Origin of the sequence: Pseudomonas morbosilactucae (genome assembly GCF_023241665.1) — a bacterium.
Lineage (GTDB): Bacteria > Pseudomonadota > Gammaproteobacteria > Pseudomonadales > Pseudomonadaceae > Aquipseudomonas > Aquipseudomonas morbosilactucae.
This window is the reverse complement of record NZ_JALQCX010000004.1, coordinates 143,383-169,050: the sequence shown is the minus strand read 5'-3', so window position 1 is coordinate 169,050 and position 25,668 is coordinate 143,383. Positions and strand designations below refer to the sequence as shown.

Here is a 25,668-nt window from a genome sequence, read left to right as displayed (position 1 = left end):
ATTGTTGTAGGAAAGCTTATTTATGGAATAAATATTCTTTAATTGCAATCCGTAGAATAAAAATTCATTTAATAGCTCAGGCGCCTGCATCCCCTTGTAGGCGCTGGCGTGCCAGCGACCCGCCCCACCCATCCCTCCACCCAACACAAAAAAAGGCAGCCCAAGGCTGCCTTTTTCACCTGTCTCCAGCCAACCTCAGGACAGAAAGCCCCCGTCCACATTCAACGCCACGCCGGTGGTGTAGCTCGACGCATCGCTGGCCAGGTACAGCACCGCGCCGGCCATTTCACTGGGGTCGGCCACGCGCTTGAGGGGGATCTGCGCCAGGGCGGTCTTGAGGATCGCGTCGTTCTTCACCAGGGCCGACGCGAATTTGGTGTCGGTGAGGCCCGGCAGCAGGGCGTTGCAGCGGATGCCGAACTGCGCGCATTCCTTGGCGAAGACTTTGGTCATGTTGATCACCGCCGCCTTGGTCACCGAGTAGATGCCCTGGAAGATGCCCGGGGAAATGCCATTGATCGAGGCCACGTTGATGATGCTGCCGCCGCCGTTTTCGCGCATCAGCTTGCCGGCTTCCACCGACATGAAGAAGTAGCCACGGATGTTCACGTCCACCGTCTTCTGGAAGGCTCCCAGGTCGGTGTCCAGCACGTTGCAGAACTGTGGGTTGGTGGCGGCGTTGTTGACCAGGATATCCAGGCGCCCGAACTGTTCGCGGATGCCGGCGAAAACCTGGCTGATCTGCTCCATTTCGCCAATGTGGCAGGCAATGGCCGTGGCCTTGCCGCCGTCGGCGATGATGGCGTCGGCCACGTGCTGGCAGCCGTCGAGCTTGCGGCTCGAGACGATCACGTGGGCGCCTTGCTGGGCCAGGAGTTTGGCGATGGCTTCACCGATGCCGCGGCTGGCGCCGGAAACGAAAGCGATCTTGCCGTCGAGGTCGAACAACTGAGTCTTGGACATGGTGTTTCCTTGTTGTTGTGGTCGGTCGCGGGGCGCGATCAGAGGCTGGATTGATCGATTACTTGCAGGCTCATCTGCTCCAGCAGTTTGTTCATCTGGATGAACTGCGCGAAGCGTTTGTCCTGGGTCTGGCCGTGATAGAAGCGGTAGTAAATCTGCTGCACGATGCCGGCCAGGCGGAACAGGCCGTAGATGTAATAGAAGTCGAAGTTGCCAATGGCAATGCCCGAGCGTTCGGCGTAGTAGTCGACGAACTGCCGGCGGCTGAGCATGCCCGGGGCGTTGCTCGGCTGGCGCCGCATCAGTTGCACCGGCGCCGGGTCGTCGGCTTCGATCCAGTAGGCTAGGGTGTTGCCCAGGTCCATCAGCGGGTCGCCGAGGGTGGTCAGTTCCCAGTCCAGCACGCCGATGATCTGCATTGGGTTGGCGGCGTCGAGGATCACGTTGTCGAAGCGGTAGTCGTTGTGCACGATGCTCGACTGCGGGTGGTCCGCGGGCATTTTGTCGTTGAGCCAGGCCTTGACCGCTTCCCAGGCCGGGGCATCGGGGGTCAGGGCTTTTTCATAGCGGTCGCTCCAGCCGCGGATCTGCCGTTGCACATAGCCTTCCGGCTTGCCCAGGTCGGCCAGGCCACAGGCCTGGTAATCCACCCGGTGCAGCTCCACCAGCTTGTCGATAAAGCTCTTGCACAGGGTTTCGGTCTGGGCCGCGTCCAGGCCCAGTTCCGGCGGCAGGTCGGAGCGCAGGATGATGCCCTTGACCCGCTCCATCACGTAGAACTCGGCGCCGATCACCGACTCGTCGGTGCAGTGCACGTAGGCTTTGGGGCAGTAGGGGAAACCGTCCTTGAGCTGATTGAGGATGCGGTACTCACGGCCCATGTCGTGGGCCGACTTGGCCTTGTGGCCGAAGGGCGGGCGGCGCAGGACGAACTCGTGCCCGGGGTATTCCAGCAGGTAGGTGAGGTTCGAGGCGCCGCCGGGGAACTGGCTGATCTGTGGGGTGCCGCTGAGGCCGGGAATATGCGCCTTGAGGTACGGATCGATGAGGCTGGCGTCGAGTTCTTCGCCGGAGCGGATACGGGTGGACTGGTCTGTAAGCGCCATGCTTATCCCTTCTGCTTATTCTGGAGGCCAGAGATTATTGGCTAATCTAATGCGCCCACCGGAGCGCCACAATCGCGGTGGGCCTTTATAGGCAAGCGTGTTGCCGGGCAATCATTGCTTTTGATACAAGCGTTTGAAATCCCGTGCCTGACTCTAGTCCAGATCGGCGCCCGCCGTTCAGTTTGCCGGGGGCAGGGCGATCGGGGTCAGCAGCGGTTTGCCGCTGAAGAACGCCACCAGGTTCTTGCCGACCATTTCCACCGTGCCCTGGGTCGCTTCGGGCGAGAGGCCGGCGACGTGGGGCGTGAGCACCACATTGCCCAGGCTCTTGAGTGCATCCGGCACCTGGGGTTCGTCATCGAACACGTCCAGGGCGGCGCCGGCGATGCTGCGGTGTTCCAGGGCCGACAGCAGGTCGGCGGTGACCACCACGCTGGCCCGGGCGATGTTCACCAGAAAGCCGTTGGGCCCCAGGGCGTCGAGGGCCTTTTTATCGATCAGGTGGCGGGTGCCGGGGCCGCCCGGGGTGGCGATCACCAGGAAGTCCGAGGCCCGGGCCAGTTCACTGGCCGAGTGGCAATAGTGGTAAGGCACGCCGGGCCGGGGCTGGCGGCTGTGGTAGCTGACCTGCATGTCGAACCCCAGGGCGCAGCGCTTGGCGATGGCCATGCCCACCGCGCCCAGGCCGAGAATACCCAGGCGCTTGCCGGCCAGGGACGGGCGCATGACCTTGGGCCACTGGCTTTGGCGCACTGCCGCGTCGGCCCGGGGAATGTCGCGTACCAAGGACAGCAGCAGGGCCATGGCGTGGTCGGCCACGGACGAGGCGTTGACCCCGGCGCCATTGCTCACGGCGATGCCGCGGTTGCTGGCGGCTTGCAGGTCCACCTGCTCATAGCCGGCGCCGATCACGCAGATGATTTTCAGGTGCGTCAGGGTGGCGATTTCGTCGGCGCTCAGGCCCAGGGGGCCACGGGTCAGCACCGCGTCGATCTGCCCGGCATGGGCCTTGATGGCCTGGGCGCGCTCGGCGGGGGTGGGGGCGAGGATCAGGTGAAAGCCCTGGCTTTCCAGAATGGGCAGGTAATCGTTGATGGTTTCAACCAGGACCAGAACAGTGGCGGGCATCGAGGCACTCCTGAGGCGGCGGACAGGGCAGCCAGAGTGCTGGCTGACGTCGCGTTTGGCAATCCTTATGGGCGCTGCGAGGGCTCTGTATCGAGGCTTGTGACGGGGCGAGTGTTCCGCCAGCGGGGGCTGGCGGAGGGGGCGCAAAGGGTGTTTAGGCGGTGTTTTAGAACTGCACCTCGGCAGTCTTGGCCAGGCGCACGAAGGGGCCATTCAGGGTGGCGTTGTGGTGGGCGATGATGCCCTTGGCCCCCAGTACCGGTGTGTCCATGCAGGTATGGGCGTCTTCCACCAGCACCGCGGCAAAGCCCAGGTCACCGCTGGCGCGGCAGGTGCTGTCGATGCAGTACTGAGTCTTCATGCCGACAATCACCAGTTCGTTGACCTGGGCCGCGTGCAGGCGCTCGGCCAGGTCGGTGCCGGCAAAACAGCTGGGGCGGGCCTTGTTCAGCAGCACGTCCTGTTGTTCATCCAGCTCCAGGGTCGGCAGCAATTGCCACAGCGGGCTGCCGGCCGCAATCGGCGAACCCTCGGGGCCGGTGTGGCGCACGGCGAAAATCGGCGCCCCGGCCTGGTGGGCGCGGCGGATCAACTGATTGATATTGTCCAGGACGCGCTCGCGCTGGTAAGGCTTGTCCGGTCCGTTGAACAGGCCGACCTGCATGTCGACGATCAGCAAGGCAGGGCGTCGGATGAGAGCTGAAGGCATGGTGTTTCTCCTTGTGTGCCAGGTGGACGGAGAAACAAAAGGCCCCGTCCATTGCTGGCGGGGCCTTGGGTTTACTGCGCGTTATCTAGCCTGCACAGCCACCGTCCGACCCGCCGTAGGCGGTCGTGGTGGTGGAGGTTGGATTCAGCGCGTAAATATTCATAGGCGCCGATCATGCCGTTGCGCCGGGAGCCTTGTCAACGCGTCGCCGCCTCGCCTGTTGCGCTGTCGACTTTTGCCCGTCGGCGGTCTCGCTAAGGGCAGGGGCCATGCCACTGAGCTGCACCGGGCCAGACGCGTCGCCAGAAAACCTGCCATATCCACACCGTTCCTCAGCTAAGCCTTTGCTTCTGTTGATGAATCCCGGACAATCGCGCCCCTGTTTCGGCCAGGGCACTGCCTGTCGGGTATTCCGACTCGTCCTGACCGAGTGGCAAATGACCGGAATGTGGAGATCCCACCGGATGAATGATCAGGCCAACAGCGTTGATCAACGCTTTGAAACCGCAGCCCCCGCGACGCTGAGTCGTTGGGATCGCCATGACACCACCTGGATGCTGGGCCTGTTCGGCACCGCGATCGGTGCAGGCACCTTGTTTCTGCCCATCAACGCCGGCCTGGGCGGCTTCTGGCCGCTGCTGATCCTGGCGCTGCTGGCGTTCCCCATGACCTTCTACGCCCACCGTGGCCTGACCCGTTTCGTGCTCTCGGGCCGTGACGGCGCAGACATCACTGAAGTGGTCGAGGAGCATTTCGGCATCACCGCCGGGGCGATGATCACCCTTCTGTATTTCCTGGCGATCTTCCCGATCCTGCTGATCTACAGCGTGGCCCTGACCAACACCGTGGGCAGCTTCATGCTGCACCAACTGCACATCACGCCGCCGCCTCGGGTCGTGCTGTCGCTGGTGCTGATCCTCGGCCTGCTGGCCGTGGTGCGCTGCGGTGAACAGTTCATCGTCAAGGCCATGAGCCTGATGGTTTATCCGTTTATCGTCGCCTTGCTGTTCCTCGCGGTGTTCCTGATCCCACACTGGAACGGCGGCATCCTCGCCACCGCGGGCGACGTGCCTACGTCGTCGTCCCTGCTGCGTACCCTGTGGCTGGCGATTCCGGTGATGGTCTTCTCGTTCAACCATTCGCCGATCATCTCGGCCTTTGCCGTGGACCAGAAGCGGCGTTACGGCCAGCACGCCGAGGCGCGCAGTTCGCAGATCCTGTCCCGGGCCCACCTGTTGATGGTGGTGATGGTGCTGTTCTTCGTCTTCAGTTGCGTGCTGACCCTGTCGCCGGCCCAACTGGCGGAGGCCAAGGAGCAGAATCTGTCGATCCTGTCCTACCTGGCCAACCACTTCGACAACCCGACCATCGCCTTCGCCGCGCCGCTGATTGCCTTTGTGGCCATTGCCAAGTCGTTCCTGGGCCACTACATCGGCGCCAGTGAAGGCCTCAAGGGCCTGATCGTCAAAGGTCGCCACCGTTCGCAGTCCAAGACCCTGGACCGCGTGACCGCCGCCTTTATGCTGGTGGTCTGCTGGATCGTCGCCACCCTCAACCCGAGCATCCTGGGCATGATCGAAACCCTGGGCGGCCCGGTCATTGCGGCCATCCTGTTCCTGATGCCGATGTATGCGATCCGCAAAGTGCCTGCCATGGCGCGCTATCGCGGGCAGGCGTCCAACGTCTTCGTGACGGCGGTGGGCCTGGTGGCGATTTCGGCGCTGGTGTATTCGTTGATGGCGCATTATTGGGGTTTTTAAGCGGGGGAACGCTGGCGAGCCAGCCCCTACAGGGGCGGTGCTGAGCGATCCAACCGACTGCCCAATGGCATGAAAAACGCCGCCCCGGAATGGGCGGCGTTTTTTATTGTGCGGCAGCTGATCCAGGGCACCTCTGCTGCGACATTAACGGCTAAGCTGCGGCAGCATTGGCGCGGCTGCAGCGCCTTCTATGGAGACGCTGTATGGCAGGTGCCCCTGGTGCATCGACGCAACCCCGTGTCGATCCCCCGAATCGTTGGCTGGACGTGTTGGCCGGCTTGTCGATTGCCGGTCTGTTGTTGCCCGAGGCGGTCGCCTACTCAAGCATTGCCGCGTTGCCACCCCAGGCGGGGGTGATTGCCTTGTTTGCCGGCCTGCTGTGTTACGGGTTGTTCGGCACCAGTCGTTTCGCCATTGTTTCTGCCACCTCGTCTTCGGCGGCGGTGCTCGCCGCTGCCACGGCCACCTTGGCCAACGGCGATCCGGCGTTGCGCATGACCCTGGCGGTCGGCCTGGTGCTGGTGACCGGTGGTTTCTTCCTCTTGGCCGGGCTGTTCAAGCTCGGCAGCGTCACTTCATTTATCGCCAAACCGGTGCTGCGCGGCTTTGCCTTGGGCCTGGCGTTGACCATCATCCTCAAGCAAGTGGCGAGCATCGTCGATGTGCACTTGAGCAACGGCAACCTGATCCGCTTCCTGCCGCAACTGCTGGAGCAATGGCCGCAGTGGAATAAAGTCGGGGCGCTGGTGGGCGCGGTGGCCTTGCTGGTGTTGTGGCTGTGCGCGCGCTTCAGGCGGTTGCCGGGCGGGTTGCTGGTGGTGGCGCTGGGCATCGCTGCCGGCCAATGGCTGAACCTGCCGGCGTACGGGGTCAAACTGATCGGCGTGATCGATTTGAGTCTGGAGGTGCCGCACCTGCCGGTGCTGCCATTTGCCGACTGGCTGCGCCTGGGGGAATTGGCCTTTGCCATGGTGATGATCCTGTACGCGGAGTCCTATGGCTCGATCAGCTCCTTTGCCCTCAAGCACGGCGACCGGGTGTCGTCCAACCGCGACCTGCTGGCCCTCGGCGGCGCCAACCTGCTGTCCGGGTTGTTCCATGGCATGCCCGCCGGCGCCGGCTACTCGGCGACCTCGGCCAATGAAGCGGCGGGTGCCGGTTCGCGCCTGGCCGGGCTGGTGGCGGCCGGGGTGGTGTTGCTGATTGTCTTGACGCTGTTGCCGTGGATCGCCCTGACCCCGGAGCCGGTGCTGGCGGCCATCGTCATCCATGCTCTGAGTCGCGGCCTGAGCCTTCAGCCATTGGGGCGTTATTTCATCTGGCGCCGCGACCGTTTGCTGGTGATCTGCGCGGTGGCCGCCGTTCTGGTGCTAGGGGTGCTGGACGGCTTGTTGTTGGCGGTGGCGATCAGCGTGGTGCTGATGCTCAAGCAGATGTCATCGGCGGACATCCAGGTGCTGGGGCAAATGGGCGGCGGCCACGATTTTGTCGACTTGCAACGCCATCCCGATGCCAAGGCCATCCCCGGGGTGCTGATTGTGCGTCCCAGCGAGGCGCTGTTCTTTGCCAACGTGGAACGCATTCTGGGCGGGGCCTTGCGCCTGGCGCGGCACGCAGAGCCACCGGTGCATACGATTATTCTCAGCCTTGAAGAGTCGCCCAACCTGGACGGCACCAGCATCGAAGCCTTGGAAGGGTTCTTTTTGCAGGTGCGCGCCGAGGACAAACTGCTGATTCTGGCGCGGCTCAAGCATCAGGCCAAAGCGGTGCTGTCGAAGTTGCCGGAGCAGGAACGGGAACAGGTGATTCTCAGTGGGCTGAGCGTCGATGGGGCGGTGCAGCAGGCGCTTCAATTGAACGCATAGGCCGTTTTGTGTCGATGGCTAAAGTGCGTTCGCCGGCAAGCTGGCGCCTACAGAAGGCTGAACGGCGGGCATAAAAAAACGCCGCTCATCTCACGATGGGCGGCGTTTTTCAGAACGTTGCAGCGTTAGGCTTGAACGACCGGGATGTTGGCGTTCGCAGCAGCCTCACGGAACTCGGCGATCTGGTCAAAACTCAGGTAGCGATACACATCGCTGGCCATGGTGTTGATCTTCGCGGCGTATTCCATGTACTCCTCGACGGTCGGCAGGCGACCCAGGATGGAAGCCACCGACGCCAGCTCGGCCGAAGCCAGGTAGACGTTGGCGCCGTCACCCAGACGGTTCGGGAAGTTACGGGTCGAAGTCGACACGACAGTCGAGTTCGGCTCTACACGTGCCTGGTTACCCATGCACAGCGAGCAGCCCGGCATTTCCATGCGCGCGCCAGCCTTGCCGTAGATGCCGTAGTAGCCTTCTTCGGTCAGTTGGTGAGCGTCCATCTTGGTCGGCGGCGACAGCCACAGACGGGTTGGCAGCTGACCTTTGACCTGGTCCAGCAACTTACCGGCAGCGCGGAAGTGACCGATGTTGGTCATGCACGAACCGATGAACACTTCGTCGATCTTCTCGCCTTGTACCGACGACAGCAGACGAGCGTCGTCCGGGTCGTTCGGTGCGCAGAGCACAGGCTCTTTGATCTCGGACAGGTCGATTTCGATGACTTCGGCGTATTCGGCGTCAGCATCGGCCACCATCAGCTCAGGGTTGGCGATCCAGGCTTCCATCGCTTGAGCACGACGTTCCAGGGTGCGCGCGTCGCCGTAGCCTTCGCCGATCATCCAGCGCAGCAGGGTGACGTTGGAGCTCAGGTACTCGGTGATCGACTCTTTCGACAGCTTGATGGTGCAACCGGCAGCCGAACGTTCGGCCGAGGCGTCGGACAGCTCGAAAGCCTGCTCGATGCTCAGACCGTCCAGGCCTTCGATTTCCAGGATGCGGCCGGAGAAGGCGTTCTTCTTGCCTTTCTTCTCTACGGTCAGCAGGCCAGCCTGGATCGCGTAGTAAGGAATGGCGTGAACCAGGTCACGCAGGGTGATGCCCGGTTGCATTTCGCCTTTGAAGCGCACCAGGATCGATTCCGGCATGTCCAGTGGCATAACGCCGGTGGCTGCGGCAAACGCCACCAGGCCCGAACCGGCCGGGAACGAGATGCCCATCGGGAAACGGGTGTGGGAGTCACCACCGGTGCCGACGGTGTCCGGCAGCAGCATGCGGTTCAGCCAGCTGTGGATGATGCCGTCGCCCGGACGCAGGGACACGCCGCCACGGGTCATGATGAAGTCAGGCAGGGTGTGGTGGGTGGTCACGTCGATCGGCTTTGGATAAGCCGCGGTGTGGCAGAAGGACTGCATCACCAGATCGGTGGAGAAGCCCAGGCACGCCAGGTCTTTCAGTTCGTCACGGGTCATAGGACCGGTGGTGTCCTGGGAACCGACGGTGGTCATCTTCGGTTCGCAGTAAGTGCCAGGACGAACGCCGGCTACGCCGCACGCCTTGCCGACCATTTTCTGCGCCAGGGTGAAGCCCTTGGTGCTTTCAGCCGGAGCTTCTGGCTTCTTGAACAGGTCGGACGGTGGCAGGCCCAGTTCGGCGCGAGCCTTCTCGGTCAGGCCACGGCCGATGATCAGCGGGATACGGCCGCCAGCACGGACTTCGTCCAACAGTACCGGGGTCTTCATTTCGAAGGTGGTCAGGACTTCGTCAGTGCCGTGTTTGCAGACTTTGCCAGCATGCGGGTACAGGTCGATCACGTCGCCCATGTTCATGTTGGTGACGTCGAATTCGATCGGCAGTGCGCCGGCATCTTCCATGGTGTTGTAGAAGATCGGAGCGATCTTGCTGCCGAAGCAGAAGCCGCCAGCACGCTTGTTCGGCACGTAAGGAACGTCGTCGCCGAAGAACCACAGCACCGAGTTGGTAGCGGATTTACGCGAAGAACCGGTACCGACCACGTCACCGACGTAGGCGATCGGGAAGCCTTGGCCGCGCATTTCTTCGATCTGCTTCATCGGGCCGGTCTTGCCTTGCTCGTCCGGCACGATGCCTTCACGAGCCATTTTCAGCATGGCCAGGGCGTGCAGCGGGATGTCAGGGCGGGACCAGGCGTCCGGGGCAGGGGACAGGTCGTCGGTGTTGGTTTCGCCGGTGACCTTGAACACGCGCAGGCTGATCTTGTCGGCCAGGGTCGGGCGGTTCTTGAACCACTCGCCGTCAGCCCAGGATTGCAGCACGGCTTGAGCGTGAGTATTGCCGTTCTTGGCTTTTTCCGCGACGTCGTGGAAGGCGTCGAACATCAGCAGGGTGTGCTTGAGTTGGGCAGCGGCCACAGGCGCCAGTTCGGCGTCGTCCAGCAGGTCAACCAGGGTCACGATGTTGTAGCCGCCTTGCATGGTGCCAAGCAGTTCAACAGCGCGTTTCTTGTCGATCAGGGGAGAGGTGGCTTCGCCTTTGGCCAAGGCGGAGAGGAAACCAGCCTTGACGTAGGCAGCTTCGTCAACGCCTGGTGGAACGCGGTTGGTGATCAGGTCTACGAGGAAGGCTTCTTCGCCAGCCGGGGGGGCTTTCAGCAGCTCGACCAGGCCTGCAGTTTGTTCGGCGTTAAGCGGCTGGGGAACGATACCCAGGGCTGCACGCTCTTCGATATGTTTGCGGTAGGCTTCAAGCACAGTTATTACCCTCATCAGTGGTCCCAAATGGGTGTCCGGGACGCTCATCCAGAAAAACTCGGAACTCATGCGCTGCTGGGCTTTTTGGGCCCCTTAGCCAGAATTACGGAGTATTCCCTACAGAAGCTGTTTTCAAAGTTTTACGCCTGCAGAACGGGGAGCTGATGAGGGTTGGCGTCGAGTATTCCCCGCTGGAAAGACTCTTCGCCAACACCGCTCTGAAGGAACGACTGTGCTCGTGACGCTTTGAAAACAGCTTCGAACGGACATTGGCGCCTAAAAAGGCTGGCTGATTCTACGGGAAAAAAAATTTAAAGGTAAGTTAGGCCTTTAAGTTTGAGGGGTGATGAATGTTAGACAAAGGGCTAACATGCCCGCCTGTTTTGCTTTTCCGCGTATTGCCTACCTATGCCCAATCAGACTATCAAGACCCCCTGCGTTGGCCTCTGCTCCACGGTTTACGGTGACCTGGTGTGCCGCGGCTGCAAGCGTTTCCACCATGAAGTGATCCATTGGAACGGCTACAACGAGGAAGAAAAACGTGCGGTCTGGCTGCGTTTGGAGCAGCTGTTGGTGCAGGTGATGACGGCCAAGCTGGAAGTTTTCGACCCTCAGCGCCTGCGCAACCAACTGGAGCAACGCAAGATCCGCTTTGTGCCGCACCAGTCGGTGTATTGCTGGGCCTACCAGCTGATCGCCCGAGGGGCGCGGGTGATCAACCAATTGGACGCTTACGGGATGGTGCTGCTGCCGGAGTTTCGCGATTGGGAACTGCCGGAATTGCGCGACGCCATTGATCGGGAATTTTTCCTGCTGTCGGAAGCCCACTACCAACGCTACATCGCCCCCGGCTTCCTCAAAGACGCCCTGGGCGCCGCTCCGCTGTAGGCACAGGCTGGCTCCCACGGATTCCCCCACCTTGTAGGAGCTGGCTCGCCAGCGATCACGGTCTCAAGGCTTGCACAAGGCTCAAGGGCCTCATCGCCGGCAAGCCGGTCCCCACGGATTCCCGCACCCTGTAGGAGCTGGCTTGCCAGCGATCGCAGTCGTAAGGTTTGCACAAGGCTCAATGGCCTCATCGCCGGCAAGCCGACTCCCACGGATTTCCTTACCTTGTATGCGCTGGCTTGCCAGCGATCGCTTCAGCTTTTGGAGGCCAGTTCTTGCAGGTGGTCCATGATGTCGTCGGGCTTGAGCACCAGCACGTCGCTCTCGAGTGAATCGAGCACCACTTCCGCGGTATTGCCGATCAACGCCCCCGATAACCCGGTGCGCGCCACGGTGCCGATCACTGTCACCGCTGCCTTGAGCGTGTGGGCCAAGTGCGGGATGAGCACGTCCGCCGGGCCTTCTTCGATGTGCAGGTGGCTGTCGTCGATGTCGAACTCGGCCTGGAAGGCCTGGCATTGCTCGCGGTAGCGCGCTTCGATGGTTTCCTTGAGTTGGAACACCGGGTCGGCCGCCGACAGCATGGGCGACGGGTGGGCACTGACCACATGCAGTTGCGCCTTGGCCAGGTGGGCGATATCGAAACCGTAATCGACGATGCTGGCGTGCAGGGTGCGGTGTTCGCCATCGGTGTTGCCGACGTCGATTGCCGCCAGGATCACGCCACCGCTCCAGGGCGTGGCGGTCTTGACCAGCAGCACCGGGCTCGGGCAATAGCGCAGCAGCTTCCAGTCGGCCGGGGTCAGCAGGGCTTTTTTCAGCGGGTTGTCGGTGAAGTGCTGTTTGATCACCAGGCCGCAGCCTTCGGCTTGCTGCACTTCGATGATGGTGGTGTGCAGGCTGTCGTTCCAGGCTTGCTCGGTGGTGACGCTGTAGCCTTCGCTCACCAGGCTGCTCTTGAGCACGCTGAGCAGGGCCGAGTGCTCATGCTTTTTGTCACACACCAACAGGTGCAGGTGGGCCTGGGTGACCCCGGCGATCAGCTTGGCGCGCTTGAGGGCGAGGCTCTCGTGGGGCGAAGGCTCGATGACCACCAGAATGCTGCGGATGCTTTGCATGAGGGGGATCTCCAGAAGGTAAGGGGGCGTCTTGCACAACTATAGATGCTGGCTGTCGGCGCCGACGTTGATGCACATCAAACCCCGCCGCTGGTGGTCGGCGCCGTGGCCGGTATAATCGCCGCCTTTGCCGTGAACCCTTTGCCCCGTGAGCCTCATGTTGAACATCCCTGATCGTGCCGCTTTCTTGCCTTCCGCCGTTGTTGCTGCCTTGGAAGTGCGCCCATGAACTTCCCGGAAATCCACGACTTCCTCGGTTGCCGCACCCCGCAGGGCTGGGTCCAGGCGGCGCTGGCGGATCAGGAAACCCTGCTGATCGACCACAAGAACTGCGAGTTCAAGGCCGCCAGCACGGCCCTGAGCCTGATCGCCAAGTACCACTCCCATGTCGATCTGATCAACATGATGTCGCGCCTGGCCCGCGAAGAGCTGGTGCACCACGAGCAGGTCATGCGCCTGATGAAGAAGCGCAAGGTCGAGCTGCGCCAGTTGTCCGCCGGGCGTTATGCCTCGGGCCTGCGCAAAGTGGTGCGCAGCCACGAGCCGGTAAAACTGGTGGACACCCTGGTGGTGGGGGCCTTTATCGAAGCCCGCAGTTGCGAGCGTTTCGAAGCCCTGGTGCCGCATTTGGACGAAGAACTCGGCAAGTTCTACTTCGGGCTGCTCAAAAGCGAGGCCCGGCATTACCAGGGTTACCTGAAGCTGGCCTATCAGTACGGCGACGCCAAGGACATCGCCCAGGTGATCGACAAGGTGCGCGCCGCCGAGCAGGAACTGATCGAATCCCCGGACGTCGAGTTCCGTTTCCACAGCGGCGTGCCCAGCGCCGGATACCAGGAAAGCCCGCGCTAACCGGCGGCTAAGCGCGCTGTGCCGGGGCCGTGCTGAGCCCCGGTCGGCGCCTGTTACAGCTCCAGGCTATGGATCACCTGGGTGGCGTCATCCGGGTCGATAACGCTGCTGAAGCCCAGGGTCTTGGCCAGCTTGCGCATGTTGTAGTTGATGGCGCTGTCCACCGAGAACATGCGGATAAACTCATGGGCCCGGGCCTGATCCAGCAGGCGCCGCATCAGCAGCACCCCCAGCCCTTTGTTCTGCCACTCATCGGCCACGGTCAGCGCGCATTCGCAGCACCTGGGTGTCTCGACGGCCAGGGCGTAGCGGCTGATGCCGATTTCCCGCAGGGTGCCGTTGTCATGCACCAGGGCCACAAAGGCTTGCCGCTCAGGCGTGCCGACATCCATCAGTTGATCCAGCAACACGTTGCCGACTTCCTTCACCTCACCCAGAAAACGTTGATGGCGGGTCACCGGTGAAAGGTTTTCGATAAAGGCTTTCTCCCGGTCCCGGTCCTGGGGTCGCAATGGTCGGATCAGTACGTGGCTGCCATCGTTGAGGGCCTCGATCCAGTACTGGCCTTGCTGGGTGGGGAAGTGGTGGTGGGCGAGGGTGTTCAAGGCAGGGCTGGGCATGGTCGAGGCTCCGAGGGCTTGAGGCGGTAGGCGCAAGGTTTACGCTGCTGGAACCCGGGGCGTTTGATCGATATCAATGTTCAAGGTGGGGCGGGTTGATTGTCGATCAGCGGTCATGGCCGCTGCGGCGCCTTCCAGGACTGGTTACTATCCACGCCTCAGCAACGGGAGACTGAACATGTCCAGACCAGCCAGCACCTGCCTGACCATCGCCTTGGGCGAGCGTCCGCAAGAGGCCTTTCAATGAGCACCCTTGAACGAGCCATCGCCATCGCCGCCATGGCCCATGAAGGCCAGGTCGATAAGGGCGGCGCGCCCTACATCCTCCACCCGCTGCAGGTGATGCTGCGCCTGCAAGACCCGCAAGCACGCACCGTGGCGGTGCTGCATGACGTGGTCGAGGACAGCCCCGTCAGCCTGGAAGATTTGCGCGAGCAGGGCTTCAGCGAGGGCGTATTGAGTGCCCTGGAGGCCCTGACCAAGCGTGAAGGGGAGGACTATCAGGCCTTTGTCGAGCGGGCCGGGCGGGACCCGTTGGCGCGCCAGGTGAAGTTGGCCGATCTGGCGGAAAACAGCGACCTGTCGCGCATCCCCGCCCCCAGTGCCAAGGACCTGGAGCGGGTCGCCAAGTACTGCCGGGCCATCGACTACCTGGAAGGCTTGGCCCAGCGTTAATTTCGGCCTCGGCTACAGTGCGTTGCGCGCCATCGGCGGTTGCGCCGGCTGCGCACTGCGCGCCTCCCACTTGGCGATCACCAGTGGCGCCAAGGCATTGCCCAGCACATTGAGCGCCGTGGTGGGCATCTCCATCAGCCGGTACACGCCGGCGATAAAGGCAATGCCTTCCAGGGGCAGGCCGGCGCTGGCCAGGGTGGCCGAGAGGATCACGAACATAAAGCCCGGAACCCCGGCGGCGCCCTTGGACGTCAGGACCATGGTCACCACCAGCAGTGCCTGGTCCGCCAGGCTCAGGTCGATGCCATACAACTGCGCCACGAACAGGGTGCCGATGCCGAGGAACAGCGAGGCCCCGTCCAGGTTGAACGAGTAGCCCACCGGCACCACAAAACTCACCAGGGACGGCGGCACGCCATAGGTTTCCAGTTTTTTCATCAATTGCGGCATCACCGCCGCCGAACTGGCGCTGGAGAAGGCCAGGATCAGCTCGTCCTTGATGTGCCGCATCAGTGCGAACAGGTTGACCCCCACCAGCCGGGCGATGCCGTTGAGGATCACCAGGGTGAAAAACAGGATCGCCACGTAGCTGACCAGGATCAGCTTGCCCAAGGGCAGCAGCGAGCTGAAGCCGAAGTTGGCCACGGTCACCGCGATCATGCCGAACACCCCGATGGGCGAGTAGGCCATGATCATCGAGGTGACCTTGAACATCGCTTCCGACACCGCCCGCAGCATGGCAATCAGCGGTTCCCGGCGCTCCGTGCTGAGCTTGGACACGCCGAGGCCGAACATCACCGCAAAGAACAGCACCGAGAGCAGGCTGCCTTGGGCCATGGCGTTGATCACGTTGTCGGGGATGATGCCGACGATGATCTGCCCCAGCCCGTGGGCGCCGCCATTGGCGCTGGGCAAGGTGATGGCCGCGGCCTTGAGGCTGGCCAGGTCGGTGCCGGCGCCGGGCTTGAGCAGGTTGCCGATCACCAGGCCGACAATGATCGCCAGGGTGGTGATGCAGAAGAAGTAGCTCAGGGCCTTGACCCCGACCCGGCCCAGGGCCTTGCCGTCACCCTGGCCGGCAATGCCCACCACCATGCAGGAAAACACGATGGGCACCACGATCATCTTCATCAGCTTGATAAAGATGTCGCCGGCCGGTTGCAGCAGGTTGTCCACCAGCCAGGGGCGGGAGTCGGGAAAACGGTGCAGCAGGGCGCCGATGGCGATGCCGGCGAGCAGGCCGATCAGGATTTGCCAGACCAGCGCAATGCGGGGCTTATGCATGGGGATGCCTCATTTGATGACAATGATTATGAGTGTTGTTCTAGGCAGTCAATGAGCAGCCGTCCGGTGGCTGTCGGGTGTTGCGGTCAGGCCGTCAGCGCAAGTCTTGGCATGCTTTTTCCAGACGGCGGCAGCCTTCCTCGATCACCTCCAGGGAGCTGGCAAACGACAGGCGGATATACGGCGACATGCCGTAGGCCGCGCCCGCCACTGTGGCCAGGCCGTGGGCTTCAAGCAGGTAGTTGACCAGTTGGCTGTCGCTGTCGATCAGCAGCCCTTGTGGGGTGCGGCTGCCGATCAGTCGCGAGACATTGGCGAACACGTAGAAGGCGCCGTCTGGCGCGGTGCAGTGCAGGCTCTCGATGGGTGCCAGAAGTTCCAGCATGCGTTCGCGGCGTTGCTGGTAGACCTCGCGCATGGCGGCGATCGGTGCCTGGTCGCCGGCGAAGGCGGCTACGGCGGCGGCCTGGCTGATGGAGCTGGGGCAGGTGGTGGTTTGCGACAGCAGCTTGCCGATGGCGCCGATCAACCAGGCAGGGCCGGCCCCGAAGCCCAGGCGCCAGCCGGTCATGGCGTAGCCCTTGGAGGCACCGTTGACGATCAGGGTACGGGGCTTCAAGTCCGGCGCCACGTGCACCAGGGACAGGTGCTGGGCGTCGCCATAGACGAACTGTTCATAGATCTCGTCAGCCATCACCAGCAAATGCGGGTGACGCCGCAGCACTTCGGCCAGGGCCAGCAGTTCGGCCTCGGTGTAGACCGCGCCGCTGGGGTTGTTGGGGCTGTTGAGAATCAGCCATTTGCTGCGCGGGCCGATGCTGCGTTCCAGCTCTTGCGCGGTCAGCTTGAACCCGTTGATCTCGTTGCCGGCAATGATCACCGGCGTGGCGTCATTGAGCCGGGCGATATCCGGGTACGACACCCAGTACGGCGTGTGCACGATGACTTCGTCGCCGCGATTCAGGGTCGCCGCCAGGGCGTGATAGATGATGTGTTTGCCGCCGCAGCCGGCCACCACTTCATCCAGGCCGTAGCTCAGGTGGTTGTCGCGTTGCAGCTTCAGGCAGATGGCCTGGCGCAGGGCCAGGGTGCCGGTGGTGGCGGTGTAATGGGTGTCGCCACTGGCCATGGCCTGGCGCGCGGCCTCGAGGATATGCGCCGGCGTGTCGAAGTCCGGCTCGCCGACGGTGAAGTTGACGATGTCCCGGCCCTCGGCCCGCAACTGGCTGACCAGAGCGTTGGCGGCGATGCTCGGTGACGGCTGGATACCCAGCACACGATCGGAAAGAAAGGCAGTGCTCATAAGGTGTCTCCCTTAGTCGGCCAGGCCGGCTTGTGCCAGGACCTTGTCCATCCAGCTCTGGCGCACGGCGCCGGTGGCGATCTCGGCTTTGACTTGTTCCTCGTGGGCTGCGTGTTGGGCGGCGCGACGCAACACCTCTGCCGCGTCGGCCTGGGCAAAGGCCACCAGGCCGTCTTCATCGCCCACCAGCAGGTCGCCGGGCTGGATCAGCATGCCGCCGATGGACACCGGCACGTTGATTTCCCCAGGGCCGCTCTTGTAGGGGCCGCAATGCACCACGGCTTTGGCGTAGCAGGGGGTGTCGTCGAAGCTGGCGACGTCGCGGATCGCGCCATCGATGACAAACCCGACGCAGCCGCGTTGCTGGGCATAGAGCTTGACCAGCTCGCCGATCACCGCGTTGTTGGTGTCGCCCTGGGCGTCCACCACCAGCACGTGGCCGGGCTGAAGCATGCTCATGGCCTTGTAGATCAGGAGGTTGTCGCCGGGGCGGGTCTTGACCGTCAGCGCCGTGCCGACCAGCTTGCCGCTGCGGTTGTAGCGGGTCAGGCCGCGGGCGCCGATGTGCCGTCCGAGGTTGTCGCTGATATGGGGCGTGACCACCTGGGCGAAGGCTTCGAGCACTTCGGCGGCGGCCAGGGGTGGGTTGGGAAGAATGCGCGAACCAGGCAAGGACATGGCGATGCTCCTGAAGAATGGGCTCAGCCGGTGTGGCTGTGGGCCGATCTTAGGAGGGTTCAATAAACAGTTTTAGCGATATTTTATTATGCGATACCATCGCTTTTTTTCATCAGATGCTAGGCCAATGATTACCTTCAAGCAGATCGATGCTTTGTACTGGATTGCCGAGCTGGGCAGTTTCGAGGCCGCGGCCAACCAACTGAACATGTCCCAGTCGGCCATTTCCAAACGCATTCAAGAGCTGGAAGACACCTTCGGCGTGGCGGTCTTCGACCGCAGCAAACGCAACGCCCGGCTGACCGAGAAGGGCGCCGAACTGCTGGATTACGCCAAGGATCTGCGCGAACGCCGAGACTCGCTGATGCAACGGGTCAGTGCCCGGGAAGTGCTGGTGCGGCGCTTTCGCCTGGGGGTGACCGAACTGACTGCCCTGACCTGGTTGCCGGCCCTGGTGGAGGCCATGCGCCAGGCCTATCCCAGGGTGCAGATCGAACCGTCGGTGGAGCTGAGCAGCGAGTTGTTTCGCAAGCTTGAGGACGATCAATTGGACCTGGTGATCGTGCCGGACGTGTACCACGACACGCGATTTGTCTGCACACCGCTGAAAAGCGTGGAAAACGCCTGGATGTGCGCGCCAAGCCTGATTCCCGACGCCGACCCCATCAGCCTGGAGCGCCTGGCCAGTTTCACCGTGATGACCCAGGGCTCGCAGTCCGGCACCGGCCTGATCTACGAGCGTTGGCTGGCCAGCCACAAGGTGCAGATGCCGCGCACCCTGACCAGCCACAACCTGTTGGTGCAAGTGGGCCTGACCCTGTCGGGCATGGGCGTCAGTTACCTGCCCAAGGATTGCCTGTCGCACCTGATCGAACAGGGCGCCCTGCGTGCCCTGGTGACCCAGCCGAGCCTGCCGCGGATTCGTTATGCGGCCTTGCATCGTCAGGACCGGCAATTCGGCCTGAACCCGGACGTGGCCCGTTTGAGCCAGGAGTGCTGCGACTTCTCGCGCCTGTTATTGCACGGGGCTTGAGCTTCATGGGGAGGGAGCTTCACGGGGCGTGAGTTTTAGGAGGCCTTGAGCGACGCTCTCCAGGCCCCGCTCAAGGCGCCGGCACCCGCCACAGGTACCAGGCCGCCAGCGTCCGCCAGGGGCGCCAGGCCTGGCCGATCTCGATCATCTGCCGGCGGCTCGGTGCCTGCTCCAGGCCTTTGAGGCGGCGGTAGCCCTCGCGGACGCCGAAGTCATCGGCGGGCAGGATGTCCAGGCGCTCCAGGCTGTAGATCAGCAGCATTTCCACGGTCCAGCGGCCCACACCGCGCAAGGTGGTCAGGCGCTGGATCAGGGTTTCATCGTCCAGGGCGCGGGCGCCGGGTTCGTCCGGCACTAGGCCGTCGAGGGTGGCCTGGGCAATGCCTTGCAGGGCGGTGACCTTGCTCGCGGAAAAGCCGCAACCGCGCAACACCGCCACATCGCAGGCCAGCAGTTGCTCGGGGCGCGGGAAGTCCTGCCCCGGGAACAGCGCCAGCAGGCGTCCCAGAATCGCTTCGGCGGCCCGGGCGTGCAATTGCTGATAGGCCACCGCCCGCATCAGCGCCTGATAAGGATCGCGGGTGGGTTTGGCCTGGTGCAGGCAGGGGCCGATGGTTTGGACGTGCCGAGCCCAATCGGCGTCCAGTCGTTCGAGGAATTGGCGGGCGGCTAGGTAGGGTTCGGGCATGGTGAGGGGCTGACCGGGCAAGGGCGAGGCTGGCAGATTAGCCCGCCTCGGGCCGGGCCGCACTCGGTGGCTTGCGCTGCAATTCGGCTTTCAGGCGTCGCGCAGCAAGTCGTGGGCGTCCAGCAGGCGGTAGGCGATTTCCGGGTTGTTCTCCAGGCCCCGGCGAATCGCTGCTGGAATCGCCTGGCGGGTCTTGCGACACAAGCCCGGCAGTTCGGCGAGGTGGATGGCGATGCCACGCATGCTCCGCACTTCATTGTTGCTGGGGGCGATTTCGACGCGGATGCCCAGTTGGTCATACAGGCGCTGTTGCAGATGCTGCAGGTCTTCCAGGCTCTTGAGCTGTTCCAGGCGCGCCAGCAGGCGTTTCTCTTCGGGGCGGGTCAGGCGCAGGATGCGCTGGTCGGCGCCGGGAACGTCCAGCAGCCGCTCGCGCTCGCAGATGCAAGCGCCGGGCGGGCAGGGTGAGCGAATCGGCAGCGTGGGGTTCATGGGGAGCAATCATAGCCATGGGCACGGGCCTTTGCCCATCGCCGTGTCGGGCCGGAAGGGGCCGGCCCGCGGCTGACCGGCCAAGGTGGGCAAGGCGCTGCTCGCGCGCGTGGCTGCTGACCTTGGACGGGCGTTGGTTTATATTGCGCGGCGCTCAGCGTCAGGCGGCCCAGACCGATGACCGACGATGAGCGCAGACCCCTTCCACGACGGTCGGGGGCAGCCGCTCCCGACCTCGAGCTACGACAAAGAAAGGAAATCAATGTCTTCTCCACTTTTGCCCCTGGCCCTCGCCTTGAGTGCCAGCGCCTTGTCCCTGAATGCCAGTGCCGCCGCCGATTTCGCCACGTGCTTCAGCCTGACCCCCAACGTGCAGTTTCGCTCCGGCGACACCACCACCCAGATTGTTGACGTGATGTTCAATGATCAGAAAGGCAGGGCGGTGGTCAATGCTGCGGGTGGCAGTAAAACCGCCGCGGTCTATGACCTCAGCGGGCGCCGGTTGCTGGGAGAGGTGCGCTACGGCATCGCGGCCCTGGGTGCCGATCCGCAAACGCCAATCATGACGGACATCTACACCCAGTCCCCGGAGTTCCCCAAGCAGGCGGTGCCGGGCGCCAAGTTCAAGGTCACCGGCAGCGGTGAACGGACCAATCATGCCCAGGGTTGGGTCGACCCCGTGAACTACGACAGTTTCACGGACTACACCTTCGTCGGCTTTGAAGATGTGCAGACCGAGGTCAACCGTGCGCCGCGGACCTTCAAGGACAGTTGCCACGTGAGCGCCAGCAGTGGCGACGAGCGCATCGAAGTCTGGTACGCCGCAGGCTATGGCCAGATCAAATTTGAACGATATTCCGGTCAGTCGCTTCTTATGCAGGATGTGATCGACACGATCATCGAAAAGTAAGGGTTGTCCAGGGGCCACCAAGTGGTTGCCGGGGTGGCGCCTGATTGTTTTTTGTCGCCTCTGCCGCGCCCTGTGCCAGGGCCCGCGCCGAGGCTAGCGGAGCAAGGAGTCCTGCTGATGAAACTGCCTGAATTTGCCTACCATCCCGACCCGGTCGCCAGCGGCTCGGTGCAAGCCAGTGACGCCACCTGCCTGTGCTGTGAACAGGCCCGTGGCTGGATATATGTCGGCCCGGTGTACGCGGTGGAGGAATACCAAGACTGTTTCTGCCCTTGGTGCATCGCCGATGGCAGTGCCCACGAGCGGTTCCAGGCGAGCTTTACCGATGAAGACGGCATCGGCCAGGACGCCGAAGAGGAATTGGACGAGGCGGTGATTGCCGAGGTCAGCCAACGCACCCCCGGCTACAGCGGTTGGCAGCAGGAGCAGTGGTGGAGCCATTGCGGCGATGCCGCGCAGTTTATCGGCAAGGCCGGTCATGACGAATTGCAGGCCCTGGGCGCCGAAGCGATCCTCGCCGTGCAGGACGCCACGGGCTTGCCCAACGGCGCCCAGTGGGACGCCTTCTTCAGTGCCCTGGACAAAGACCGGGGGCCCACGGCCTACCTGTTCCGCTGCCGGCATTGCCAGGCCATGGGCGCCTACCAGGACCATCACTGATCAGCGCACAGTTCCAGCGCGCCGACGCAGTGGGGCGTGTTCAGGAGCCTGGTTTGTCGACAAACACCACCTGGACCTCCTGGGTGATTTTTGCCGGGGTGGTTTCCAGGTCGGGTGACGAATAGCTGACCTGTGTCACCGCCAGCGCCAGCTTGCCGGCGGGTGCCGGTACGCTCAGCGCGTTGATGAACACGTCGTTGCCTTTGCAGTAGACCTCCATGTCGGCCCCGCAATTGCCGCTGTTGTCTTCTTGGGAGGCGCTGTACAGGGTCTTGGCGGTCCAGCCGTCAAAGCGCACCACGGCGTAGGTTTTTTCCACGATGCCTTGGCCCGAGCTGGCCGAACCGATCAGCACCAGGCTCTGATCTGCGCCTGGGTTGCCCAGCAGCTGGATGCCGTTGTACTGCCCGCCAAACTCTTCCAGGGCCCTGGCCTGCTTGAGTTTGGGGCGCACCAGCAGGTAGCCGGCCCAGAAGTTACGCGCCGCTTCCTCGTAACTGACCCCAGCCAGGTAGGCCTGTTCCTTGCCGGCCAGGGTCACTGGCACCAGCGTTTCCACGGTGATGCCCATGGCTTTTTGGTCGGCCGGTGCCCAGGCCTTGACCTGTTCGTGGCTTGGCGGTGTTTCTGCCAGGGCGGGCAGGCTGGCGAGCAAAGCGACCGCTGAAATCAGGCAACGCAACGATGAACCCATGGACAACTCCCTGTATGCACTAATGACGTGACGTGCAGCCGACCCGGCTGCTCAGGGCGTCGAAGATACAAGTCGGCCGGGCAAAGAGCCAGCCGTCGCCAGTGGATTTCGCCCCCCATAAAAGCCATTCCCTGGGGTTCAGGCCTGCTGCTGGAACACCAGGGCCTTCAGGCCACCGTCCAGGCCGGCATCGGGAAATTCCGGCGGGTTGTCCAGGCGTTGTTCGAAGTGCAGGCCCGGTGCTTCGCGGGTGACGCCGTCGATCAGGAACTCGGCGCCCAGGGCCGGGTCGTTCATGCAGGCCAGCACCGTGCCTTGGGCGGTCAGCAGTTCCGGCAGGCGGCGCAGCACCCGCTGGTAGTCCTTGGTCAGCACGAAGCTGCCTTTCTGGAAGGTCGGCGGGTCGATGATCACCAGGTCATAAGGGCCGTTCTGGGTCACCTTGGCCCAGGACTTGAAGAGGTCATGGCCGAGAAACGTCACCTGGTCCAGGTTGTGCTCGTTGAGCCGATGATTGTCCCGGCCGCGGCTCAGGGCCGGGCGCGACATGTCCAGGTTGACCACATGGCTGGCGCCGCCGGCCAGCGCCGCCACGGAAAAGCCACAGGTGTAGGCGAACAGGTTCAGTACCCGCTTGCCCTGGGCGTTGTCGCGCACCCAGTTGCGCCCGTAACGCATGTCGAGAAACAGCCCCGTGTTCTGTTTCTGCCCCAGGTCTATGCGGTAGCGCAGGCCGCCTTCGGTCAGGGTCCACTCTTCAATAGGCTCGCCCAGCAGCCACTCGGTAGTGCTGCGCAGCAGGTAGCGGTGTTGCAGCAGCAGGTGGTGGGCGCCGGAGCGGGCCCAGGCGGCCGACTGGGTGAGTTGCAGCAGGTGTTGCTGCAAATCTTCCAGTTGCCCAGGCTCGGGCTCCTTGAACAGCGACACCAGCAGCACGCCCTGCAGCCAGTCCACCGTCACTTGCTCCAGGCCCGGCCAGCAGCGGCCGCGGCCGTGGAACAGGCGGCGGGTTTCATCGGGCGGGGTGTCCAGGGCGGTCAACAGGTGCTGGTGCAGGGTGGCAAGGGCGTCTGGGGTCATGGAAGCGGTTCGGCCAGTTTCAAGGGGGCGGCATTCTAACCGCAAAAACACCAATTGCCGCGCCGGGCCACGGGCAATCGCCGGAGCGGTTATCATAGCGCCGCCGCGCGCCGCCTCCCGGCCGCGTCGAGTTGCCATCACCTTCAGAGTCAAAGGTTCCATGCCCACGATCAGCCTGCTGCACACCCCGCCTTCCGAACCCCTGAAAAGCCAGCTGTTGCAGATGGTGGTCGACTACGTCAGCGACATCAGCGCGGTGGCCATCGCCCCGAGCAACCCCCTGTACCCGCTCTATCAATACGCCGTCGGCCTGGAAGTCCATCGCTACCTGGACGCCATGGACGGCACCCGGGGCCTGTCTGTGGAGTTGGCGCTGGCCACTGATGAGCACGACCCCGAGACGCTGATCGGCTTTGCTCTGTACCTGCCGTTGCAGGACGACCCCGACGCCTGCGCCGTGGCCTACCTGGCGGTGCGCGAAGGGCATCGGCGCCAGGGCGTGGCGCGGGCGCTGTTGGCGCCGGTACAGGCCCGCTACCCGCAGGTGGAGGTGGCGTGTGGGGTGGGCAAGGTGGCCTGTTTCGAAGCTCTGGGCTTCCAATTGATCGGTGCCCGCGGGCCGCAGGTGCTGATGAACACACGGGACCATGGCAGTGACGGGTTGCTGGCGGTGCTGGATGTGGCGCCGATCTTCAGCTCCCTGGAAGTGCGGCAGATTCATGCCTACCTGCTGCAGCAACATGGCCGCAAAGCCATGCTCGACGCCGAGAAAAAACGTGACCGCCACCTGGACCAGTTGACCCGCCAGGCCCAGGCCCTGGTGCTGGAACGGTTGGGCCCCGACGCCTTGGGCGCCCGCGGGCCTGGGCTGCGTCTGGTCTAGCCCGTCGGCCAGCGCCGAGGCCGCGGCGCCGGGCGTTTTGCGGGGCTGCACGCGCCCTGGTGCAGTGACCGGGGCGAGCTGTGAAAAAGTCTGGCCCAATCGCTTCAGCTCAGCTTTGTACCGCCGATATTAGATCGAGGGTCCAACGGTTTCTGATCGCGCTGAGGGTACGTCATGTTCAATAAAATTCTTAAAAGTGAACTGACGGCCAGGACGGCCGAAGTAGCAGGCTTCAAAGGACTGATTACAGCACTTGAACGCTCTATGGCCGTCGTCGAGTTCGACCTCGACGGTAAGGTGCTGCGGGCCAACGATAACTTTCTTCGCACCATGGGCTATCGCGCCGAGGCGCTGGTGGGCAAGTCGCACCGCGACTTCTGCCCGGCGGCCTTGGTCCGCAGCGCCCAGTACAGCGAGTTCTGGGCGCAACTGCGGGCCGGCACCTTCGTTTCCGGGACGTTCCAGCGCCTCAATGGCCAGGGGCAGGCCGTCTGGCTGGAGGCCAGTTACAACCCGGTGGTGGATGAACAGGGGCGGGTGTTCAAGGTGGTCAAGTACGCCCTGGACGTCACCGCCAAGGTCGCCCAGGAAGCCGAGACCCGCAGCAAGCTGGTGGCCCTGGACCGTGCCATGGCCGTGATCGAGTTCGACCTGGCCGGCAATATCCTGGTGGCCAACGACAACTTTCTCCAGGTCATGGGCTATTCCCTGGGCGAGATCAAAGGCAAGCAGCACCGCCTGTTCTGCGAGCCAAGCCTGATCAACAGCAGCGAGTACAGCGACTTCTGGCGTCGCCTCAATGCGGGCGAGTTTTTCAGCGGGCAGTTCAAACGCCTGGGCAAGCACGGCCGCGTGGTGTGGCTGGAGGCGACCTACAACCCGGTCTACGACGCTGAAGGCAAGCTGTACAAAATCGTCAAGTTCGCCAGCGACATCACCGAGCGGGTGGAGAAGTTCGAGGAAGACTCCCGGGGCGCCTCGCGGGCCTACCACATCTCCGCCGAGACCGAGAAAGTCGCCGAGCAGGGCGCCCAGGTGATTCAGGAAACCGCCCGGGAGATGCGCCAGATTGCCGACAACATCGGCTCTTCGGCGCGCCTGGTGGGCCAGTTGGGGGATCGCTCCGAGCAAATCACCGCCATCGTCAACACCATCCGGGGCATCGCCGACCAGACCAACCTGCTGGCGCTCAACGCGGCCATCGAAGCGGCGCGGGCTGGGGATCAGGGGCGCGGTTTTGCCGTGGTCGCCGATGAGGTGCGACAGCTGGCGGGCCGCACCAGTCGCTCGACCGCGGAAATTGCCGAGATGATCGGCAAGATCCTCGCCGAAACCCGCGAAGCAGTGGCCAGCATGAACACCACCCAGGAAGGCGCGCAACGCGGGGTCACCCTGGCCGACCAGGCGGGCTCGGTGATCCTGCAGATTCGCGCCGGCACCAGCGACGCCGTGGAGGCGGTGAGCATGTTCGCCTCGAAAATGGATGAGTCCGAGGTGATTCCCAAGTCCGCGGTCGGCTGGGTCGGGTAAGGACGCCGTCATAAGCGCCTGCC

At 63.3% G+C, this 25,668-nt stretch carries 24 protein-coding genes; 10 read left to right on the top strand and 14 right to left on the bottom strand.

Annotation, left to right across the window (positions count from 1 at the left end; all coding sequences use genetic code 11):
* Positions 1–195: 195 nt before the first annotated feature.
* The 4 genes from M1B35_RS01680 to M1B35_RS01665 form a co-directional block, all read right to left on the bottom strand.
* Positions 196–963: an SDR family oxidoreductase gene (locus M1B35_RS01680; RefSeq protein WP_123332143.1), complete on the bottom strand. Its 768-nt coding sequence runs from the start codon at positions 961–963 to the stop codon at positions 196–198.
* 38 nt (positions 964–1,001) lie between these two features.
* On the bottom strand, positions 1,002–2,069 hold the full coding sequence (locus M1B35_RS01675; RefSeq protein WP_123332145.1) for a phosphotransferase family protein: 1,068 nt from the start codon (positions 2,067–2,069) through the stop codon (positions 1,002–1,004).
* Between the two features lie 177 nt (positions 2,070–2,246).
* Positions 2,247–3,197: a 2-hydroxyacid dehydrogenase gene (locus tag M1B35_RS01670; RefSeq protein ID WP_268261052.1), complete on the bottom strand. Its 951-nt coding sequence runs from the start codon at positions 3,195–3,197 to the stop codon at positions 2,247–2,249.
* Between the two features lie 166 nt (positions 3,198–3,363).
* Complete coding sequence (locus tag M1B35_RS01665; protein ID WP_268261051.1) at positions 3,364–3,906, bottom strand: cysteine hydrolase family protein; 543 nt, start codon at positions 3,904–3,906, stop codon at positions 3,364–3,366.
* 464 nt (positions 3,907–4,370) lie between these two features.
* Here M1B35_RS01665 and M1B35_RS01660 point away from each other — a divergent pair, with 464 nt between their 5' ends.
* Together M1B35_RS01660 and M1B35_RS01655 are read left to right on the top strand one after the other, a co-directional pair.
* Positions 4,371–5,666, top strand: a complete 1,296-nt coding sequence (locus tag M1B35_RS01660) for a serine/threonine transporter (protein WP_268261050.1) — start codon at positions 4,371–4,373, stop codon at positions 5,664–5,666.
* 203 nt (positions 5,667–5,869) lie between these two features.
* Complete coding sequence (locus M1B35_RS01655) at positions 5,870–7,531, top strand: SulP family inorganic anion transporter (protein ID WP_268261049.1); 1,662 nt, start codon at positions 5,870–5,872, stop codon at positions 7,529–7,531.
* A 125-nt stretch (positions 7,532–7,656) separates the two neighbouring features.
* Here M1B35_RS01655 and acnB read toward each other — a convergent pair whose 3' ends face one another.
* Positions 7,657–10,257: a bifunctional aconitate hydratase 2/2-methylisocitrate dehydratase gene (gene acnB / locus M1B35_RS01650; protein WP_123332155.1), complete on the bottom strand. Its 2,601-nt coding sequence runs from the start codon at positions 10,255–10,257 to the stop codon at positions 7,657–7,659.
* Positions 10,258–10,665: 408 nt separating this feature from the next.
* Here acnB and M1B35_RS01645 point away from each other — a divergent pair, with 408 nt between their 5' ends.
* The gene (locus M1B35_RS01645; protein WP_123332157.1) at positions 10,666–11,145 is read left to right on the top strand and encodes a DUF1289 domain-containing protein; all 480 of its coding nucleotides are present in this window, start codon (positions 10,666–10,668) and stop codon (positions 11,143–11,145) included.
* Positions 11,146–11,399: 254 nt separating this feature from the next.
* Here M1B35_RS01645 and M1B35_RS01640 read toward each other — a convergent pair whose 3' ends face one another.
* Positions 11,400–12,263: a universal stress protein gene (locus tag M1B35_RS01640; protein WP_268261048.1), complete on the bottom strand. Its 864-nt coding sequence runs from the start codon at positions 12,261–12,263 to the stop codon at positions 11,400–11,402.
* A 225-nt stretch (positions 12,264–12,488) separates the two neighbouring features.
* Between M1B35_RS01640 and M1B35_RS01635 the strand changes: the two genes are divergently transcribed.
* Positions 12,489–13,115 (top strand): MiaE family protein, encoded by a 627-nt coding sequence (locus M1B35_RS01635; protein WP_123332164.1) that lies wholly within the window; start codon positions 12,489–12,491, stop codon positions 13,113–13,115.
* A 53-nt stretch (positions 13,116–13,168) separates the two neighbouring features.
* Here the strand turns inward: M1B35_RS01635 and M1B35_RS01630 are convergent, their stop codons facing one another.
* Positions 13,169–13,735, bottom strand: a complete 567-nt coding sequence (locus M1B35_RS01630) for a GNAT family N-acetyltransferase (RefSeq protein WP_268261047.1) — start codon at positions 13,733–13,735, stop codon at positions 13,169–13,171.
* A gap of 243 nt (positions 13,736–13,978) precedes the next feature.
* Here M1B35_RS01630 and M1B35_RS01625 point away from each other — a divergent pair, with 243 nt between their 5' ends.
* Positions 13,979–14,410: an HD domain-containing protein gene (locus M1B35_RS01625; protein ID WP_268261046.1), complete on the top strand. Its 432-nt coding sequence runs from the start codon at positions 13,979–13,981 to the stop codon at positions 14,408–14,410.
* 12 nt (positions 14,411–14,422) lie between these two features.
* Here M1B35_RS01625 and M1B35_RS01620 read toward each other — a convergent pair whose 3' ends face one another.
* From M1B35_RS01620 to M1B35_RS01610, 3 genes are all read right to left on the bottom strand, one after another.
* Positions 14,423–15,694: a cation:dicarboxylate symporter family transporter gene (locus M1B35_RS01620; protein WP_268261045.1), complete on the bottom strand. Its 1,272-nt coding sequence runs from the start codon at positions 15,692–15,694 to the stop codon at positions 14,423–14,425.
* 94 nt (positions 15,695–15,788) lie between these two features.
* A complete protein-coding gene (locus M1B35_RS01615; protein WP_268261044.1) occupies positions 15,789–16,997 on the bottom strand; it encodes a pyridoxal phosphate-dependent aminotransferase in 1,209 nt (402 codons plus the stop codon).
* Positions 16,998–17,009: 12 nt separating this feature from the next.
* Positions 17,010–17,675 (bottom strand): RraA family protein, encoded by a 666-nt coding sequence (locus tag M1B35_RS01610; RefSeq protein WP_268261043.1) that lies wholly within the window; start codon positions 17,673–17,675, stop codon positions 17,010–17,012.
* A gap of 127 nt (positions 17,676–17,802) precedes the next feature.
* Here M1B35_RS01610 and M1B35_RS01605 point away from each other — a divergent pair, with 127 nt between their 5' ends.
* Positions 17,803–18,708, top strand: a complete 906-nt coding sequence (locus M1B35_RS01605; RefSeq protein ID WP_268261042.1) for a LysR family transcriptional regulator — start codon at positions 17,803–17,805, stop codon at positions 18,706–18,708.
* A 70-nt stretch (positions 18,709–18,778) separates the two neighbouring features.
* Here M1B35_RS01605 and M1B35_RS01600 read toward each other — a convergent pair whose 3' ends face one another.
* Both M1B35_RS01600 and M1B35_RS01595 read right to left on the bottom strand, forming a co-directional pair.
* Positions 18,779–19,396 carry a DNA-3-methyladenine glycosylase family protein gene (locus tag M1B35_RS01600; protein ID WP_123332182.1) on the bottom strand — a complete coding sequence of 206 codons (618 nt, stop codon included), beginning with the start codon at positions 19,394–19,396 and terminating at the stop codon, positions 18,779–18,781.
* A 90-nt stretch (positions 19,397–19,486) separates the two neighbouring features.
* A complete protein-coding gene (locus tag M1B35_RS01595; protein WP_123332185.1) occupies positions 19,487–19,888 on the bottom strand; it encodes a hypothetical protein in 402 nt (133 codons plus the stop codon).
* Positions 19,889–20,150: 262 nt separating this feature from the next.
* Between M1B35_RS01595 and M1B35_RS01590 the strand changes: the two genes are divergently transcribed.
* Together M1B35_RS01590 and M1B35_RS01585 are read left to right on the top strand one after the other, a co-directional pair.
* Positions 20,151–20,798, top strand: a complete 648-nt coding sequence (locus tag M1B35_RS01590) for a hypothetical protein (RefSeq protein ID WP_123332187.1) — start codon at positions 20,151–20,153, stop codon at positions 20,796–20,798.
* A 117-nt stretch (positions 20,799–20,915) separates the two neighbouring features.
* Entirely contained in the window at positions 20,916–21,458 is a 543-nt protein-coding gene (locus tag M1B35_RS01585) for a CbrC family protein (protein WP_268261041.1), read from the top strand.
* Between the two features lie 40 nt (positions 21,459–21,498).
* Here M1B35_RS01585 and M1B35_RS01580 read toward each other — a convergent pair whose 3' ends face one another.
* Together M1B35_RS01580 and M1B35_RS01575 are read right to left on the bottom strand one after the other, a co-directional pair.
* Positions 21,499–22,152, bottom strand: a complete 654-nt coding sequence (locus tag M1B35_RS01580; RefSeq protein WP_268261040.1) for a hypothetical protein — start codon at positions 22,150–22,152, stop codon at positions 21,499–21,501.
* Positions 22,153–22,290: 138 nt separating this feature from the next.
* Positions 22,291–23,232, bottom strand: coding sequence for a class I SAM-dependent methyltransferase (locus tag M1B35_RS01575; protein ID WP_123332193.1), 942 nt, complete (start codon positions 23,230–23,232; stop codon positions 22,291–22,293).
* A gap of 160 nt (positions 23,233–23,392) precedes the next feature.
* On the opposite strand from M1B35_RS01575, the gene M1B35_RS01570 reads away from it, so the two are divergent.
* Together M1B35_RS01570 and M1B35_RS01565 are read left to right on the top strand one after the other, a co-directional pair.
* On the top strand, positions 23,393–24,115 hold the full coding sequence (locus tag M1B35_RS01570) for a GNAT family N-acetyltransferase (RefSeq protein ID WP_268261039.1): 723 nt from the start codon (positions 23,393–23,395) through the stop codon (positions 24,113–24,115).
* A gap of 174 nt (positions 24,116–24,289) precedes the next feature.
* Positions 24,290–25,645: a methyl-accepting chemotaxis protein gene (locus M1B35_RS01565; protein ID WP_123332197.1), complete on the top strand. Its 1,356-nt coding sequence runs from the start codon at positions 24,290–24,292 to the stop codon at positions 25,643–25,645.
* Positions 25,646–25,668 lie beyond the last annotated feature (23 nt).

Bases quoted from the DNA above. Each gene is read 5' to 3' on its own strand.
- M1B35_RS01680 (WP_123332143.1), bottom strand. From the start codon at position 963: ATGTCCAAGACTCAGTTGTTCGACCTCGACGGCAAGATCGCTTTCGTT.
- M1B35_RS01675 (WP_123332145.1), bottom strand. From the start codon at position 2,069: ATGGCGCTTACAGACCAGTCCACCCGTATCCGCTCCGGCGAAGAACTC.
- M1B35_RS01670 (WP_268261052.1), bottom strand. From the start codon at position 3,197: ATGCCCGCCACTGTTCTGGTCCTGGTTGAAACCATCAACGATTACCTG.
- M1B35_RS01665 (WP_268261051.1), bottom strand. From the start codon at position 3,906: ATGCCTTCAGCTCTCATCCGACGCCCTGCCTTGCTGATCGTCGACATG.
- M1B35_RS01660 (WP_268261050.1), top strand. From the start codon at position 4,371: ATGAATGATCAGGCCAACAGCGTTGATCAACGCTTTGAAACCGCAGCC.
- M1B35_RS01655 (WP_268261049.1), top strand. From the start codon at position 5,870: ATGGCAGGTGCCCCTGGTGCATCGACGCAACCCCGTGTCGATCCCCCG.
- M1B35_RS01645 (WP_123332157.1), top strand. From the start codon at position 10,666: ATGCCCAATCAGACTATCAAGACCCCCTGCGTTGGCCTCTGCTCCACG.
- M1B35_RS01640 (WP_268261048.1), bottom strand. From the start codon at position 12,263: ATGCAAAGCATCCGCAGCATTCTGGTGGTCATCGAGCCTTCGCCCCAC.
- M1B35_RS01635 (WP_123332164.1), top strand. From the start codon at position 12,489: ATGAACTTCCCGGAAATCCACGACTTCCTCGGTTGCCGCACCCCGCAG.
- M1B35_RS01630 (WP_268261047.1), bottom strand. From the start codon at position 13,735: ATGCCCAGCCCTGCCTTGAACACCCTCGCCCACCACCACTTCCCCACC.
- M1B35_RS01625 (WP_268261046.1), top strand. From the start codon at position 13,979: ATGAGCACCCTTGAACGAGCCATCGCCATCGCCGCCATGGCCCATGAA.
- M1B35_RS01620 (WP_268261045.1), bottom strand. From the start codon at position 15,694: ATGCATAAGCCCCGCATTGCGCTGGTCTGGCAAATCCTGATCGGCCTG.
- M1B35_RS01615 (WP_268261044.1), bottom strand. From the start codon at position 16,997: ATGAGCACTGCCTTTCTTTCCGATCGTGTGCTGGGTATCCAGCCGTCA.
- M1B35_RS01610 (WP_268261043.1), bottom strand. From the start codon at position 17,675: ATGTCCTTGCCTGGTTCGCGCATTCTTCCCAACCCACCCCTGGCCGCC.
- M1B35_RS01605 (WP_268261042.1), top strand. From the start codon at position 17,803: ATGATTACCTTCAAGCAGATCGATGCTTTGTACTGGATTGCCGAGCTG.
- M1B35_RS01600 (WP_123332182.1), bottom strand. From the start codon at position 19,396: ATGCCCGAACCCTACCTAGCCGCCCGCCAATTCCTCGAACGACTGGAC.
- M1B35_RS01595 (WP_123332185.1), bottom strand. From the start codon at position 19,888: ATGAACCCCACGCTGCCGATTCGCTCACCCTGCCCGCCCGGCGCTTGC.
- M1B35_RS01590 (WP_123332187.1), top strand. From the start codon at position 20,151: ATGTCTTCTCCACTTTTGCCCCTGGCCCTCGCCTTGAGTGCCAGCGCC.
- M1B35_RS01585 (WP_268261041.1), top strand. From the start codon at position 20,916: ATGAAACTGCCTGAATTTGCCTACCATCCCGACCCGGTCGCCAGCGGC.
- M1B35_RS01580 (WP_268261040.1), bottom strand. From the start codon at position 22,152: ATGGGTTCATCGTTGCGTTGCCTGATTTCAGCGGTCGCTTTGCTCGCC.
- M1B35_RS01575 (WP_123332193.1), bottom strand. From the start codon at position 23,232: ATGACCCCAGACGCCCTTGCCACCCTGCACCAGCACCTGTTGACCGCC.
- M1B35_RS01570 (WP_268261039.1), top strand. From the start codon at position 23,393: ATGCCCACGATCAGCCTGCTGCACACCCCGCCTTCCGAACCCCTGAAA.
- M1B35_RS01565 (WP_123332197.1), top strand. From the start codon at position 24,290: ATGTTCAATAAAATTCTTAAAAGTGAACTGACGGCCAGGACGGCCGAA.